Source organism: Microbacterium foliorum (genome assembly GCF_003367705.1).
Taxonomy (GTDB): domain Bacteria; phylum Actinomycetota; class Actinomycetes; order Actinomycetales; family Microbacteriaceae; genus Microbacterium; species Microbacterium foliorum.
The window spans coordinates 1568577-1583433 of record NZ_CP031425.1 but is presented as its reverse complement, the minus strand read 5'-3'; the positions used below and the strand labels follow the sequence as shown (position 1 = coordinate 1583433).

The 14857-nt window shown below is 69.2% G+C and carries 14 protein-coding genes and 1 tRNA gene; 6 read left to right on the top strand and 9 right to left on the bottom strand.

Features of this window, described 5'->3' with window-relative positions:
- Positions 1-2 precede the first annotated feature (2 nt).
- From DXT68_RS07240 to DXT68_RS07220, 5 genes are read right to left on the bottom strand one after another with little or no spacing between them, the layout of a single operon-like run.
- On the bottom strand, positions 3-1805 hold the full coding sequence (locus DXT68_RS07240; protein ID WP_045255284.1) for an acetolactate synthase large subunit: 1803 nt from the start codon (positions 1803-1805) through the stop codon (positions 3-5).
- A 54-nt stretch (positions 1806-1859) separates the two neighbouring features.
- Positions 1860-3578: a dihydroxy-acid dehydratase gene (gene ilvD, locus DXT68_RS07235; RefSeq protein ID WP_045255285.1), complete on the bottom strand. Its 1719-nt coding sequence runs from the start codon at positions 3576-3578 to the stop codon at positions 1860-1862.
- Between the two features lie 9 nt (positions 3579-3587).
- Positions 3588-4385: a trehalose-phosphatase gene (otsB, locus tag DXT68_RS07230; RefSeq protein ID WP_045255286.1), complete on the bottom strand. Its 798-nt coding sequence runs from the start codon at positions 4383-4385 to the stop codon at positions 3588-3590.
- Positions 4386-4429: 44 nt separating this feature from the next.
- Positions 4430-5839 carry an alpha,alpha-trehalose-phosphate synthase (UDP-forming) gene (locus DXT68_RS07225; RefSeq protein WP_045255287.1) on the bottom strand — a complete coding sequence of 470 codons (1410 nt, stop codon included), beginning with the start codon at positions 5837-5839 and terminating at the stop codon, positions 4430-4432.
- Between the two features lie 48 nt (positions 5840-5887).
- Entirely contained in the window at positions 5888-7156 is a 1269-nt protein-coding gene (locus DXT68_RS07220) for an MFS transporter (RefSeq protein WP_045255288.1), read from the bottom strand.
- Between the two features lie 222 nt (positions 7157-7378).
- Here DXT68_RS07220 and DXT68_RS07215 point away from each other — a divergent pair, with 222 nt between their 5' ends.
- A complete protein-coding gene (locus tag DXT68_RS07215; RefSeq protein WP_045255289.1) occupies positions 7379-7648 on the top strand; it encodes a hypothetical protein in 270 nt (89 codons plus the stop codon).
- A 35-nt stretch (positions 7649-7683) separates the two neighbouring features.
- Here DXT68_RS07215 and DXT68_RS07210 read toward each other — a convergent pair whose 3' ends face one another.
- From DXT68_RS07210 to DXT68_RS07200, 3 genes are read right to left on the bottom strand one after another with little or no spacing between them, the layout of a single operon-like run.
- A complete protein-coding gene (locus DXT68_RS07210) occupies positions 7684-8898 on the bottom strand; it encodes an acetyl-CoA C-acetyltransferase (RefSeq protein WP_045255290.1) in 1215 nt (404 codons plus the stop codon).
- 4 nt (positions 8899-8902) lie between these two features.
- On the bottom strand, positions 8903-9589 hold the full coding sequence (locus DXT68_RS07205) for a 3-oxoacid CoA-transferase subunit B (RefSeq protein ID WP_174233198.1): 687 nt from the start codon (positions 9587-9589) through the stop codon (positions 8903-8905).
- A 1-nt stretch (position 9590) separates the two neighbouring features.
- Positions 9591-10364, bottom strand: a complete 774-nt coding sequence (locus tag DXT68_RS07200) for a CoA transferase subunit A (protein ID WP_045255291.1) — start codon at positions 10362-10364, stop codon at positions 9591-9593.
- A 104-nt stretch (positions 10365-10468) separates the two neighbouring features.
- Between DXT68_RS07200 and DXT68_RS07195 the strand changes: the two genes are divergently transcribed.
- The 3 genes from DXT68_RS07195 to DXT68_RS07185 are packed head-to-tail and all read left to right on the top strand — an operon-like array spanning position 10469 to position 12970.
- Entirely contained in the window at positions 10469-11257 is a 789-nt protein-coding gene (locus DXT68_RS07195; RefSeq protein ID WP_045255292.1) for an IclR family transcriptional regulator, read from the top strand.
- 52 nt (positions 11258-11309) lie between these two features.
- Complete coding sequence (locus DXT68_RS07190) at positions 11310-11747, top strand: MarR family winged helix-turn-helix transcriptional regulator (RefSeq protein ID WP_045255293.1); 438 nt, start codon at positions 11310-11312, stop codon at positions 11745-11747.
- A complete protein-coding gene (locus tag DXT68_RS07185) occupies positions 11744-12970 on the top strand; it encodes an MFS transporter (protein WP_045255294.1) in 1227 nt (408 codons plus the stop codon). Before DXT68_RS07190 ends, DXT68_RS07185 begins: the two co-directional genes overlap by 4 nt.
- Before the next feature lie 277 nt (positions 12971-13247).
- Here DXT68_RS07185 and DXT68_RS07180 read toward each other — a convergent pair.
- Positions 13248-13320, bottom strand: a tRNA-Lys gene (locus DXT68_RS07180).
- Positions 13321-13465: 145 nt separating this feature from the next.
- On the opposite strand from DXT68_RS07180, the gene hisN reads away from it, so the two are divergent.
- Positions 13466-14263 (top strand): histidinol-phosphatase, encoded by a 798-nt coding sequence (gene hisN, locus DXT68_RS07175; RefSeq protein WP_045255295.1) that lies wholly within the window; start codon positions 13466-13468, stop codon positions 14261-14263.
- 12 nt (positions 14264-14275) lie between these two features.
- Entirely contained in the window at positions 14276-14842 is a 567-nt protein-coding gene (locus DXT68_RS07170; protein WP_045255296.1) for a hypothetical protein, read from the top strand.
- Positions 14843-14857 lie beyond the last annotated feature (15 nt).

Genomic DNA, 14857 nt, shown 5'->3' with positions numbered 1-14857 from the left:
GGTCAGTCCTCCTCGTCGAAGGCGGGCGCGTGCTCGCGGGCGTACTGGACGTAGCTGTTGCTCACGCCCTGGGGAACCATCGGCCACACCATGGAATCGGCGCTGACCACGAAGTCGATGACCACCGGGCGATCGTTCGTCTCGAGGGCGAGCGTGATCGCGGCGTCGACCTCCTCCTCCGTCTCCACGCGGATCGCGAGGCAGCCGTAGGCCTCGGCGAGCTTGACGAAGTCGGGGATGCGCACGGTGCCGTGACCGGTGTTCAGGTCGGTGTTCGAGTGACGGCCGTCGTAGAACAGCGTCTGCCACTGGCGCACCATCCCCAGCGACGAGTTGTTGATGATCGCGACCTTGATCGGGATGTTGTTGATCGCGCAGGTGGCGAGTTCCTGATTGGTCATCTGGAAGCATCCGTCGCCGTCGATCGCCCACACCGTGCGGTCGGGCTCGGCGACCTTGGCACCCATGGCCGCGGGCACCGAGTAGCCCATCGTGCCCGCTCCCCCGGAGTTCAGCCAGGAGTTGGGACGCTCGTACTTGATGAACTGCGCCGCCCACATCTGGTGCTGCCCGACGCCGGCGGCATAGATGCCCTCGGGTCCGGTGAGCTCTCCGATGCGCTGGATCACGTGCTGCGGTGCGAGCAGGCCGTCGGTGGTCGGAGCGTAGCCGAGCGGGAACTCGGTGCGCAGACCGTCGAGGTACGACCACCACTCCTCGGTGTTGGGAGTCGTGATGCTCGCCGCGGTGCGGAAGGCCGACTCGAGGTCGACCATCACATCGCGCACATCGCCCACGATCGGCACGTCGGCCATGCGGATCTTCGAGATCTCGGCGGGGTCGATGTCGACGTGCACGACCTTCGCGTTCGGTGCGAACAGCGCGGCCTTGCCCGTCACGCGGTCGTCGAACCGCGCACCGAGCGACACGATGAGATCCGCTTCCTGCAGCGCCAGCACGGCCGGGACCGTGCCGTGCATTCCCGGCATGCCGAGGTGCTGCTGGTGGGAGTCCGGGAAGGCGCCGCGGGCCATCAGGGTCGTGACGACCGGTGCGTTGGTGGTCTCGGCCAGAGCCAGCAGCTCCTTGGACGCGCGTCCGCGGATCACGCCGCCCCCGACGTAGAGCACGGGCTTCTTGGCTTCGGCGAGAAGCGCGGCGGCCGCCTGGATCTGCTTGCCGTGCGCCTTGGTGACCGGACGGTAGCCGGGCAGGTCGAACTTGGCGGGCCAGATGAACGGCGCGACCGCCTGCTGGGCGTCCTTGGTGATGTCGACCAGAACCGGTCCGGGACGCCCCGTGGAGGCGATCTCGTAGGCGGCCGCGATGGCACCGGGGATCTCGGACGCGTCCTTCACGAGGAAGGAGTGCTTGGTCACCGGCATGGTGATGCCGACGATGTCCGCCTCCTGGAAGGCGTCCGTGCCCATGAGGGTCGAGAACACCTGCCCGGTGATGGCGAGCAACGGCACGGAGTCCATGTACGCGTCGGCGATCGCGGTGACGAGGTTCGTGGCTCCGGGGCCCGAGGTCGCGATGCAGACGCCGACCTTGCCGGAGGAGGATGCGTACCCCTCCGCGGCGTGTCCGGCTCCCTGCTCGTGTCGCACGAGGATGTGACGGAGGTCCTTCGCGTCCATGAGCGGATCGTAGACGGGAAGGATGGCGCCGCCGGGAAGCCCGAAGACGTCGGTGATGCCGAGAAGCTCGAGCGTGCGGACCACGGCCTCGGCGCCGGTGATCTCCGGCGCGGCCGACTTGGGTGCGGGTGGCCTCGGCACAGCCGAGACGGTGTCAGCAGTCATGAGATTCCTTCTGATGGTCTGGTGGCGACGTCGGAAGCCGGAGTCCGACGCGGATCAGCCGGTCGTCGCGCCTTCGGCGGCGGACCGCACGAGGCGCGAGTACTTGGCAAGGACGCCACGGGTATAGCGCGGGGGTAGCGGCTCCCAGCCAGAACGGCGGGAGGCGAGCTCCGCCTCGTCGACGAGTAGGTCGAGAGAGCGAGCTGCGATATCGACCCGTATCAGATCACCATCGCGCACGAAGGCGATAGGACCTGCGTCCACCGCTTCGGGTGCTATGTGGCCGATGCACAGGCCGGTTGTGCCGCCTGAGAATCGTCCGTCAGTCAAGAGTAGTACATCTTTTCCGAGCCCTGCGCCCTTGATGGCCGCGGTGATCGCGAGCATCTCGCGCATGCCGGGTCCGCCCTTCGGACCCTCGTAACGGATCACGATCACGGTGCCCGCCTCGATCTCGCCGTTCGCGACGGCATCCATCGCCGCGCGCTCGCGCTCGAAGACCCGGGCGGGACCCTCGAAGACGGCGGCGTCGAAGCCCGCGGTCTTGACGACGGCGCCCTCGGGAGCCAGCGAGCCGTGCAGGATCGTCAGGCCGCCGGTCGCGTGGATCGGGTTGTCGAAGGTGTGGATGACCTCGCCGTCGATCGGCTGCGGGTCGAGGTCCGCGAGGTTCTCCGCGAGGGTCTTGCCGGTGACGGTGAGGGCATCGCCGTGCAGCAGCCCCTCGTCGAGCATCGCCTTCATGATCACCGGGATGCCGCCGTGGCGGTCGACGTCGTTCATGACGTACTTGCCGAACGGCTTCATGTCGGCGACGTGCGGAACCTTGTCGCCGATGCGGTTGAAGTCGTGCAGGCTCAGCTCGACCTCGGCCTCGCGGGCGATCGCGAGCAGATGCAGCACGACGTTGGTGGAGCCGCCGAGTGCCATCGCGAGGGCGATCGCGTTCTCGAACGCCTCCTTGGTGAGGATGTCGCGGGTCGTGATCCCCTGACGGAGCAGGTTGACGACCGCCTCGCCCGAGCGGTGCGCGAAGTAGTCGCGACGACGGTCGGCTGCGGGTGGCGCAGCCGATCCCGGCAGGCTCAGGCCGAGCGCCTCGGCGACGGACGCCATCGTGTTGGCGGTGTACATGCCGCCGCATGCGCCTTCACCGGGGGCGATCGCGCACTCGATGCGTTTGAGGTCCTCTTCGCTCATGAGGCCGGCGCGGCAGGCGCCGACGGCCTCGAACGAGTCGATGATCGTGACGTCCTTCTCGGTGCCGTCGGAGAGCTTGACCCACCCCGGAGCGATCGATCCGGCGTACAGGAACACGCTCGACAGATCGAGACGCGCGCTCGCCATCAGCATGCCGGGGATCGACTTGTCGCAGCCGGCCAGCAGGACGGAGCCGTCGAGGCGCTCGGCCATCATCACGGTCTCGACCGAGTCGGCGATGACCTCGCGCGACACGAGGGAGAAGTGCATGCCCTCATGGCCCATCGAGATGCCGTCCGAGACCGAGATGGTGCCGAACTGCAGCGGGTACCCGCCACCCGAGTGCACGCCTTCCTTGGCGCCCTGCGCCAGACGGTCGAGGCTCAGGTTGCAGGGCGTGATCTCGTTCCAGCTGGACGCGATGCCGATCTGCGGCTTGTCCCAGTCGGCGTCTCCCATGCCGACGGCACGGAGCATGCCTCGGGAGGTCGTCGCCTCGATGCCGTCGGTGACGACACGACTGCGGGGCTTGATGTCGATGGGCGCGCTGCTGGAGGGATCATGCGAGGACATGACGGAAGTCTATTCCCGCCGAGAGGCCCGCTCGTCCGCGAGCGCCTCCAGAAGCCGGGCCATCTCTTGTGGATTCCCCACACGCAGCACGGCGGCGCTGTCACCCGGCCCCACGCGCACACCGAGATCGCCGTCGGTCAGCACGCGCATCGCATCCTCGTCGGTGACGTCGTCGCCGGCGAACAGGATGCCGGTCGCATCGAACTGCTCGCGAAGAGCCGTCATCGCGGCGTCCTTGCCCTCGCTGCGCGACGAGAACTCGAGAACACGGTGTCCGGCGCGGCGACGCCAGTGCGGGAAGCGTCCGGCGACGAGCGCATCGATCTCGGCGAACACCTCTTTCTCGACCTCCGCGGTCGCGGTGCGCGTGTGCACCCCCATCCCGAACGTCTTGGGCTCGAACTCGGCGCCCTCGTGACGATCGATGATCGGGCGCGCAGCCGCCCACAGCTCTTCGCGGTCACCCTCGGCGGTATCGGGCCCCGTCGCGTCGGCCTCTCCCGTTCCGGGGAACCAGTACTGGGCGCCGTGGGAGCCCGCGAGGGCGATCGGCGAGTCGTCGGTGTGCTCGGTGATCTCACGGAGGTCGTGCATGCTGCGCCCCGAGACGTAGGCGACGACCGTGTCGGGCATCGCCGCGAGTCTCGCGACCTGGGTGGCCACCTCCGGCAGCGCGCGTGCCGCCATGGGGTCGGGGACGAGGGGCGATGCCGTGCCGTCGAAGTCGAGGGCGACGACGAGACGTGGCGTCGCGGCTATCGCGGTGATCGCCTCATCGGCGGTTCCGGGGGTCCAGGTGCGGGTCACAGGGTCTCCAATCGATGCGGGTCCCTCCAGTATGGACGCCGGGCTCAGGACCCGCGGACCTCCGCGAGAGCACGCAGGAACGAGGAGGACCAGGCGTTCACATCGTTCTCGAGCACCCGCCGGCGCAGCGACCGCATGCGTTTGCCCTGCTCCGAGGGAGTCATCGTGACCGCCGTCATGATCGCGTCCTTGAGGCCCGCGATGTCATGCGGGTTGACCCGCACGGCCTGCCGCAGCTCGTCGGCGGCACCGGTGAACTCGCTCAGCACGAGCACCCCGCGGTTGTCGGCCCTGGTCGCGACGTACTCCTTCGCGACCAGGTTCATGCCGTCGCGCAGCGCCGTCACGAGCATGACGTCGGCGGCGAGGTACAGCGCGACCATCTCCTCGCGCGGGTAGCCCTGATGCAGATAGCGGATGGCGGTGTGACCCATCGTGTCGTGGTCGCCGTTGATCCGGCCCACCGCGAGCTCGATCTCGTCGCGCAGGTGCACGTAGGCGTCCACCCGCTCCCGGCTCGGACTCGCGACCTGCACGAAGGTGATGTCCTCGACGCTCAAGATGCCGTCTTCGAGCAGCTCCCCGTAGGCCTTGATGCGATGCCGGATGCCCTTGGTGTAGTCGAGTCGATCGACGCCGAGCAGGATCTTCTTCGGATTGCCGAGGCTGGCCCGGATCTCGGCCGCACGGGCCCGCACCTCGGGGCGTGCGGCGAGTTCGAGGTACGGCTCCGTGTCGATGGAGATCGGGAACGCCTTCGCCAGCGCGGTGCGCGTGCCGCCGTCGGGTGTGGGAACGGCGACCGCAGACCCCTTGACCTCGTGGCGCAGCCGCCGCCGCACGGCGGTGAGGAAGTACGTCGCGTCCTGCGCGCGCTGGAAGCCGATGACGTCGGCGCCCAGCAGACCGGTGAGCACCTGGTCACGCCACGGCAGCTGCGCGTACAGGCCGTGGGCAGGGAACGGGATGTGGTGGAAGTAGCCGATGGTCACGTCGTCTCGCAGCTCGCGGACCATCTGCGGCACGAGCTGCAGCTGGTAGTCGTGCACCCAGACCGTGGCGTTCGGCGCGGCGACGGAGGCTGCGGCCTCGGCGAAGCGCCGGTTGACCTTGACGTAGGCGTCCCACCATTCGCGGTGGTACTGCGGCGGCGCGATCACATCGTGGTACAGCGGCCAGATCGTGTCGTTCGCGAAGCCCTCGTAGTAGTCGGCCACCTCTTCCGCGCTGAGCGCGACGGGCACGAGGTCGATGCCGTTGATCTCGAAGCGGTCGAGATGCACATCCGGCTGACCGGGCCACCCGACCCACGCGCCGTGCGCCGTGCGCATCATCGGCTCGAGAGCCGCGACGAGTCCGCCGGGCGACGTGCGCCACTCCTCCACGCCGTCGACGCCCACGACCCGGTCGACGGGCAGTCGGTTGGCGACGACGACGAATTCTGCGTCTGACATGGCGAGATCTCCTGACGCTGGAAGGTGTGCTTCTCAGGCTACAGAAGCTCAGACCGAGGCTACGCGAGGTTCGGCTGCGCTCAGTCGCCAGTTGACAAGCCCCGCGACGAACGCTACCGACGCAGCGATGATCGGAAGCAGGAGCGCGCTGGTCGTCCCCGCGCTCTCCGCGAGTTCTCCCGCGACCGCTGCACCGAGCGATTGACCCACGACGATGCCGGAGCCGAGCATGGTCATCACGGTCGCGGAGCGACCGAGCGGACTGCGCGCGGCCCCGAAGCTGTACTGGGTGACCAGGGTCGGGCCGATCCCGATCCCCATGATCGCGAGGGCGAGCATCATCATCTCGGGGGTGTCGACGCGCAGCAGCAGCAGGCTCCCCCCGAGCAGGATGCCGGAGAACACGAGCCAGCGCGCCCGCAGCGAGAACCGCGAGGGGAGCCAGGCGACGCCGAGCGCGAGGATGGCGGAGCCGACCCCCATGACCCCGTAGAGCAGGCCCGCCTGCTCGGGGGCTCCCCGATCCGCCATGAAGGAGGTCAGGGCGGTGAGCATGGTGCCGAAGAACATGCCGACGCCGAGGATGCCGATGACGACGATGAGCACGCGCGGGGTGAAGAGCTCGGAGACCGCCGACGGCGCGCGTCCGTCGACGCCGCGGTGCAGCGAGACCGCACGTGCGCTCGGGTGCAGCGCGAAGGCGCCGACGAACACCACCGTCAGTGCGGCTGCTCCGACCAGCGGCGCCCACGGCGCGAGCGCGGATGCGAGGATGCCGACGAGAAAGGGCCCGAAGACGAACACCGTCTCGTCGGCCGCGGACTCGTACGCCATGGTCCCCGACACGGTCCGGGCGCGCACGGCCTGAGGCATGCGGTCCGCGATCATCGTCACGAGTCTCGACCGCGACATCGGGGCGACCTGCGGTGCCGTCGCCCCGATGCCGAACGCCGAGACGAGGACCAGCGCGTCGGCCGCGCCCGCATAGACGACGAGCGTGAAGACCACGAGCATCGCCCCGTTGGCGAGGGCGAGGACGAGGAGCACGGTGCGCTGGCCGAACCGGTCGGCAGCGGCGCCGAGAAGCGGACCGAAGCAGGCGGTGCCCAGGCCGACCGCTGCAGAGGTGAGTCCCCCGAGCGACAGCGAGCCGCGCGCCGAGACGACGACGGTGAGCACACCGACGACCATCATCGCGAACGGAAGGCGAGCGATGAAAGCGATGAGGAAATACGGGAGGCCCGCGATGCGGAGCAGTCCCGGCCCCTCTGCGGTCGAAGGGGAAGCGTGCTGCGGGGTGGGGGTGACGTGGGTCATCGTGGCTCTCGCGCGTCTTCCGACGCGGGGTCGGGTGCCGCCGCTGTCCGCCGGAGTGCCGGCGGCCGGTAGATACACGGATTGCGGCCGCGGACCAGCCGCGACTCCCCCATGATAGCGCGGCGACCGGAACGCCGGCTGGGTGAGCGCAGAGATATGCCAGGCGCGCCGCCCGGTTGTCAAGCGGGAGCGTCGGCGGACTCGGCCGGGTAGCGTGAGGGTATGAACTACCTCACGGGTACCGGACTCCTCGGATCTCTCATGACCGGGGCGAACCTGCTCCGCGGCTCTCGCGACACGCCGCTGACGTGGCGATCCGCTCTCGCCTGGGTGAGCTGGGGCATCACGATGGCCCTGGCCATCGGCGCCGCGATCGACACCCGTCGGGCCAAGCAGGGCCGCCCGGTCTCGCATGACTCGCCCGTCTACGCGAAGCAGAAGAAGCAGCAGGAGAAGGACGCCAAGAAGGGCATCAAGCCCCTCAAGCGCTGACGCTCCCCCGCACTGACGCTCACCCGCGGTGACGTTCACCGGGTGAGGATCAGCGCCTCCCCCTGGCCGCCGCCCCCGCACAGGCCGACCGCGGCGTTCCCCGATCCGCGACGCGCCAGTTCGTGCACCGCGTGGACCACCAGCCGCGTCCCTGATGCGCCGATCGGGTGCCCGATGGCGATGCCTCCGCCGTGGATGTTCACGATGTCGCTCGACAGGCCGAGTTCTGTCTGCGATCGCGCGACCACTGCGCCGAACGCCTCGTTGATCTCGACGAAGTCGAGATCGGAGGGAGCCATCCCCTGCTTCTCGCATGCGCGCTCGATCGCGCGGGCGGGCTGCGCCTGCAGCGAATTGTCAGGTCCCGCCGTCTGACCGCTGGCCCCGACGGTCGCCAGCACCGGCCATCCGTGTGCGTCCGCCGTCGCCCTGGTGGTCACCACGACCGCCGAGGCACCGTCGGAGATCTGCGACGAGTTCCCCGCGGTGATCGAGCCGCCCTCCGCGAACGCCGCACGCAGCGCGCCGAGGGTCTCGACGGTGGTGTCGGGACGGATGCCCTCGTCCGCCGTGACGGTCAGCGGCTCACCTCGGCGCTGCGGCACCGACACGGGAATGATCTCGTCGTCGAACACCCCCGCGGCCTGCGCCGCGGCGGCCCGCTGATGCGACAGCGCGGCGACCTCGTCCTGCGCGCGACGGGTGAGGTCGAAGCGGGCGTTGTGCCGCTCGGTCGACGCCCCCATGCTCTCCCGGTCGTAGGCATCGGTCAGGCCGTCGTACGCCAGGTGGTCGAGCACTTCGACGCTGCCGTAGGTCCACCCGTCGCGTGAGCCCATCAGCAGATGCGGTGCGCGAGTCATCGACTCCATGCCCGCCGCGACGACGACGGCGGCGTCTCCCGTGCGGATCATCCGTGCCGCGTCGATGATCGCCGTCAGTCCCGAGAGGCAGACCTTGTTCACCGAGTGCGCGGGCACGTCCCATCCGATGCCTGCACCGATGGCCGCCTGCCTCGCAGCATTCTGCCCCGAGCCCGCGGCGAGCACCTGCCCGACGATCACGGCGTCGACGGCGTCGGGCGCGACGGATGCCTGCGTGAGAGCGCCGCGGATCGCGAGGGCTCCGAGCTGCACCGCGGTGAAGCTCGCCAGCTGCCCTTTGAGGCGCCCCTGCGGGGTGCGGGCGGCGGCGACGATCACGATGTCGTGGTCGTCGGACGGATTCGTGGACCGGTCGGTCGTGGTCATCTCTTCAGCTCTCCGTGTTCGTATTCGTACTCGTGTTCGTGTTCGTGTTCAGCAGGTCATCGGGGACGGTGAGGGGTGGTTCGGTCGCGGCGACGACCTGCTCCACGGTGACGCCAGGGGCGATCTCGACGAGCACGAGCCCTCGGTCGGTGACATCGATGACCGCCAGATCGGTGATGATCCGGTCGACGACGCCGCGCCCCGTGAGGGGCAGTGAACAGGCGTCCACGATCTTGGCGGATCCGTCCCGCGCCACATGCTCCATGAGGACGATGACACGCGCGGCGCCGTGCACGAGGTCCATCGCGCCGCCGGGACCTTTGACCATCTTCCCCGGGATCATCCAGTTCGCGAGGTCGCCCGTCGCCGACACCTGCATCGCCCCGAGGATGGCCGCATCGATCTTGCCGCCTCGGATCATCCCGAAACTGGTCGCCGAGTCGAAGAAGGCCGCACCGGGACGCACGGTCACCGTCTCCTTGCCTGCGTTGATGAGATCGGGATCCACGGCGTCCTCGCGCGGGTACGGGCCGACCCCCAGGATGCCGTTCTCGGACTGGAGCACCACGGTGACCGCCTCGGGCACGTGGTTGGGCACGAGGGTCGGCAATCCGATCCCGAGGTTCACGTACGACCCGTCCTGCAGTTCGGCCGCCGCCCTCGCGGCCATCTCGTCTCGAGTGAGGGCCATGTCAGGATCCTTCCGTGGCGACCGTGCGTCGCTCGATGCGCTTGGGGATGTCGCGGCCCACTTCGACCACGCGGTGCACGAACACCCCGGGAAGATGGATGCGATCGGGGTCGAGGACCCCGGGTTCCACGAGTTCTTCGACCTGCGCGATGCAGATGCGTCCGGCCATCGCGGCGAGCGGGTTGAAGTTGCGAGCGGCCTTGTTGAAGACCAGGTTGCCGTGCCGGTCGCCGGCCAGCGCGTGCACGAGCGAGAAGTCCGTCGTGATGGCCTCTTCGAGCACGTACTCCCGCGGCCCCTGACCGTTGTCGAAGGTGCGCACGTCTTTGACGGGCGATGCGACGGCGATGGACCCGTCGGGCGCGTAGCGGCGGGGCAGCCCGCCCTCGGCGACCTGGGTGCCCACGCCGGTCTGCGTGAAGAACGCGGCGATGCCCGATCCGCCGGCCCGCAGCTTCTCGGCGAGAGTGCCCTGCGGTGTCAGCTCGAGTTCGAGCTCGCCCGAGAGGAACTGCCGCTCGAACTCACGGTTCTCACCCACGTACGACGAGGTCATCTTGCGGATTCGCCGGGCGGCGAGCAGGACCCCGAGCCCCCAGTCATCGACGCCGCAGTTGTTGCTCACCACGCTCAGATCCTTCGTCCCCTGTGCGAGGAGCGCTTCGATCAACGCGATCGGATTGCCGGAGAGCCCGAACCCGCCGACCGCGAGCGAGGAGCCGTCCGAGATGTCGGCGACGGCGTCGGCCGCAGAGGCCCAGTGTTTGTCGATCACGCGTGCTCCTTCGAAGGGTGACTGTCTCCAGCATCCCTCCCCGCCGCGCGATCGGGAAGAGCACCGCTTGCGATGTGGGCGTATCGCCGCGTAGCGTCCACATCATGGACACACCGACGCAGGTCGTTCCCGGCACGCAGGCGATCGCCCGAGCGGCGAGGCTCCTTCGCGCGGTCACGGCGAGCGGCACCGACGGCGCGTCGGTGGTGGACCTCGCCCGCGCCGCAGAGCTGTCGCGGTCCACCGCACATCGCCTCCTCTCCGCCCTGCGCGTCGAGGGGCTGGTCGACCGCGACGAGGTGAGCGGTCGATGGATGCCCGGTCCTGAGCTCTTCCTGATGGGCTCGGTGGCGGCGACGCGCTACGACGTGACAGGACTCGCGCGTGACATCGTCCGCTCGCTCGCGGTCAAGACCGAGGAGAGCGCGTTCCTGTCGGTGCGCCGCGCGGACGAGACGGTGTGCCTCGTGCGCGAGGAGGGCTCGTTCCCGATCCGCTCCTTCGTGCTGAGCGAGGGCGTGCGATTCCCGCTCGGGGTGGCCAGCGCCGGACTCGCCATCCTCGCCTTCCTGCCCGACCACGATGTGGACGCGTACCTCGAGCGGCATCCGGAGCTGGAGACCACGTGGGGTCGCACGCACGGCACGAGCGCCCTGCGCACTCGGCTCGCCGAGACGAAGGAGCGCGGATACGCCGTGAACCCCGGCCTGATCGTGGAAGGCAGCTGGGGACTGGGCGCTGCGGTGTTCGACCGGACGGGTCGCCCGGAATGGGCGCTGAGCCTCACGGGCGTCGGCTTCCGGTTCGGACCGGAGCGGATCACCGAGCTCGGACGCATCCTGCTCGCGCACGCGCACCAGCTCTCGGCACGGATCGCCGGCGCGCGACGCTGAGTCACGGTCACGGCCGGATCCGATTCATACCATCAGGTATATACTTGTTGGTATGCAACGTCAGGATGTCATCCCCTCTCTCGTGCTCTCGGGATACGCGCTCGGGCGCATCGCCGCTCAGGATGCGGGCAACGACGCGCCCGCCGCTCAGTGGCGGGTGCTCACTCTTCTGGAGCGATCCGGGCCACGAAGAGTGGGCGAGCTCGCCGCTGCGGCGCGCACCACGCAGCCGGGCATGACACGACTCGTCGGCGTCCTGGAGCGCGACGGTCTGGTGCTCCGCTCCCCCGTCGCGGAGGACTCGAGGGCGACTGCGGTCGCCATCACGGAGGCGGGGTCGGACGCGTTGCAGGCATGGCGCGCAGAATTCCGCGACACTCTGGCCCCGCGCTTCGCCGGACTGGCGGACGAGGACTGGAGCATCCTCACGCGGGCGGCGGAGATCCTCGCCGCCCACACCACCAACGATTCGACAGGAGCAGCACAGTGAGCACCGCCACCCCATCCGTATGGAAGCAGCCGGCACAGGTCTGGGCCGTGGCGTTCGCGTGCGTGGTCGCCTTCATGGGCATCGGGCTGGTCGACCCGATCCTCCCGGCGATCGCCGAGTCCCTGCAGGCGAGCCCGTTCGAGACCGAGCTGCTGTTCACCAGCTATCTCGCGGTGACCGGACTCGCCATGCTGGTGACCAGTTGGATCTCCTCCCGCATCGGCGCGAAGAAGACCCTCCTGATCGGACTGGCGCTGATCGTGGTGTTCGCGCTCTTCTGCGCCCTCAGCGGCAGCGTCGACGCGGTCATCGGGTTCCGCGCCGGATGGGGCCTCGGCAACGCGCTCTTCATCTCCACCGCCCTCGCGACGATCGTCGGAGCAGCCTCCGGCGGCAGCTCGGCGGCGATCATCCTCTACGAAGCCGCCCTGGGCCTCGGCATCGCTATCGGGCCACTGCTGGGCGGGCTGCTCGGCGAGCAGAGCTGGCGCGTACCGTTCTTCGGAGTCGTCGTGCTCATGGCGATCGCGTTCCTCGCGGTGCTCGCGCTCCTGCGGGGACCGGGCGAGAAGCGCACCCCCGTCGCCTTCTCCGCGCCGTTCAAGGCCCTCGGTCGTCCCGCCCTCGCGGTGCTCGCCACCGCGGCGTTCTTCTACAACATCGGCTTCTTCATCCTGCTGGCCTTCTCGCCCTTCCCCCTCGGGTTCGGGGCGATGGGCATCGGCTTCACCTTCTTCGGATGGGGTCTCGCTCTCGCCGTCACCAGCGTCTGGGTCGCCCCGATGCTCATGCGTCGGATGCCGCGCACGCGGGTGATCCTGCTCGTGCTCCCCCTACTCGCGCTCGACCTGATCGTCGCAGGCCTCCTCGTCGAATCGGCGACAGCGCTGGTGATCTGCATCGTGATCGGCGGCCTGCTGCTCGGGGTGATGAACACCGTGCTGACGGAGGCGGTCATGGAGGCGACGGACCTCCCCCGGTCGGTGGCGTCGTCGGCGTACTCGTCGGTGCGATTCCTCGGCGGGGCTATCGCCCCGCCGCTCGCGGCAGCGCTCTGGCACGCGTTCAGCGCCACCGTCCCCTACCTGGTGGCCGCGATCGCAGTGCTCGTCGCGGCACTGACGATCTTCCTCGGGCGCAAGACCCTCGCACACATCGACGACGAGCCCGAGGACCCCGCCGTCGACGACGCCGCGGCCATCCTGGTGGGCGATGCCGCATGAGTCGACGGCACCAGACCGCCGGCTGACCGTCACGGTGATCTCGGCGCCGCGCCGGTCGCCCCCTCGTCGGGCACGGCACCACGGAACCGGTACTCGAACCGGATCACCGTGGTGCCGAGTCCGAGCGGACCGAAGCGACAGCGCAACTCGGTCGGCGCGCCCGCCTCGCCCGCCTCGCCTGCCTTCGCGGAGGTAAAGCACGCGTGCGGCCCCGGACGACAGCGCCCCAGATGCAGAAAAGCCCCGATGACTGGCGAGAGTCATCGAGGCTGATCCGTGCACCCCCTCGGACTTGAACCGAGAACCCACTGATTAAGAGTCAGTTGCTCTGCCGATTGAGCTAGAGGTGCGTGGCCCGGTTTCCCCGGCCGAGGAATTACATTACCAGCCGACGGTCTCGGTGCGAAATCGAGGCCTCTCCATCCCATCCGCCGCGCGTGTCGCAGCGTGTCGTGCCCTCGCGGTCGCGACGGATCGGGCGACTATCCTGGACGGGTGACCGCCTCCCCCAGCGCCGACCGCCTCTCTCTCGACCTCGCGCTCGCGCTGCGCCTCGCCGACGCCGCCGATGCGCAATCGCTGCCACGGTTCGACAGTCCCGACCTCGAGGTGTCGACCAAGGCCGACCGCTCGCACGTCACCGACGCCGACCTCGCGACGGAACGCGCCATCCGGGCGATCCTCGCGACCGAGCGACCCGACGACGGGATCTTCGGCGAGGAGTTCGGTGCCGAAGGCAGCACGCATCGCCAGTGGATCATCGACCCGATCGACGGCACCGCGAACTTCCTGCGCGGCGTACCGCTGTGGGGCACCATGATCGCGCTGGCTGTCGACGGCGTGCCGCAGGTCGGCGTCGTGAGCATGCCCGCCCTGGGGCGCCGCTGGTGGGCCGCAGCGGGAACCGGAGCCTGGACGGCGACGGATGCAGAGCCGCGCCGCATCCGCACCTCCGCCGTGTCGTCTCTCGATGACGCCAGCGTGAGCTTCCAGAGCATCACCCAGTGGGCGGACTCCGGTCACCTCGACCAGCTGGTGACCCTCGCCGACCGCGTCTGGCGTGATCGCGCCTACGGCGACATCTACGCGTACATGCTCCTGGCCGAGGGGCGCATCGACATGGTCGCCGAGTTCGGCGTCAAGGAGTACGACGTGGCCGCCGCCGTGCCGATCGTGCGGGAGGCCGGAGGCCGGATGACCGGGTTCGACGGCACCGAGACGATCTCCGACCTGTCGACACTCGCCACCAACGGCATCCTTCACGATGCCTTCCTCGAGCTGCTGCATGACTGACGAAGGCGAACGATGACGCACCGCAAGATCTCAGCCGCCCTGGGCGCTCTGACGCTGGCCGTCGTGCTCGCTGCGTGTGCCGGCGCTCCGGATGCCGCCGCGACCCCGTCGTCGCCGTCACCGTTGCCCTCCGCTGAGGTGAGCACAGAGCCGAGCCCGACGCAGCCGCCCGCGACACCGACCGCTCCGACGTGCGACACGATCGTCTCCGCCGGCACGGTGAAGCTGCTCACCGACGCGGGGTGGACGTTCCAAGAGAAGGAGTTCGTGGTCGGCGGAGTGCCCCTGCCCGACGGTCTGCTGTGCTTCTGGGCGGATTACACCGTCGCCTCCGACCACGGCCAGCTCTACGGATGGTCGCCCATCTCGGCGGAGGACGCGACCGAGGCGCAGTCTTCGCTGCTGGCCGACGGCTGGACCCGCGAAGACAGCGCTGACGGCATCTACATCACGGAGAACCCGCAGTACTCGATGGGCACGGACGACGAGGGCTACGGCATGACCTATCTCTTCGGTGACGGATGGGTGAAGTTCGCCGATACCCGGCAGAGCCTCATCCTGATCGAGTGGGCCGGCTGACCGCCTCACCCATCG

What these genes read in the sequence shown, in the direction of transcription:
- DXT68_RS07240 (WP_045255284.1), bottom strand. Translation starts at nt 1,805, where the DNA reads ATGACTGCTGACACCGTCTCGGCTGTGCCGAGGCCACCCGCACCCAAG.
- ilvD (WP_045255285.1), bottom strand. Translation starts at nt 3,578, where the DNA reads ATGTCCTCGCATGATCCCTCCAGCAGCGCGCCCATCGACATCAAGCCC.
- DXT68_RS07225 (WP_045255287.1), bottom strand. Translation starts at nt 5,839, where the DNA reads ATGTCAGACGCAGAATTCGTCGTCGTCGCCAACCGACTGCCCGTCGAC.
- DXT68_RS07220 (WP_045255288.1), bottom strand. Translation starts at nt 7,156, where the DNA reads ATGACCCACGTCACCCCCACCCCGCAGCACGCTTCCCCTTCGACCGCA.
- DXT68_RS07215 (WP_045255289.1), top strand. Translation starts at nt 7,379, where the DNA reads ATGAACTACCTCACGGGTACCGGACTCCTCGGATCTCTCATGACCGGG.
- DXT68_RS07210 (WP_045255290.1), bottom strand. Translation starts at nt 8,898, where the DNA reads ATGACCACGACCGACCGGTCCACGAATCCGTCCGACGACCACGACATC.
- DXT68_RS07205 (WP_174233198.1), bottom strand. Translation starts at nt 9,589, where the DNA reads ATGGCCCTCACTCGAGACGAGATGGCCGCGAGGGCGGCGGCCGAACTG.
- DXT68_RS07195 (WP_045255292.1), top strand. Translation starts at nt 10,469, where the DNA reads ATGGACACACCGACGCAGGTCGTTCCCGGCACGCAGGCGATCGCCCGA.
- DXT68_RS07190 (WP_045255293.1), top strand. Translation starts at nt 11,310, where the DNA reads ATGCAACGTCAGGATGTCATCCCCTCTCTCGTGCTCTCGGGATACGCG.
- DXT68_RS07170 (WP_045255296.1), top strand. Translation starts at nt 14,276, where the DNA reads ATGACGCACCGCAAGATCTCAGCCGCCCTGGGCGCTCTGACGCTGGCC.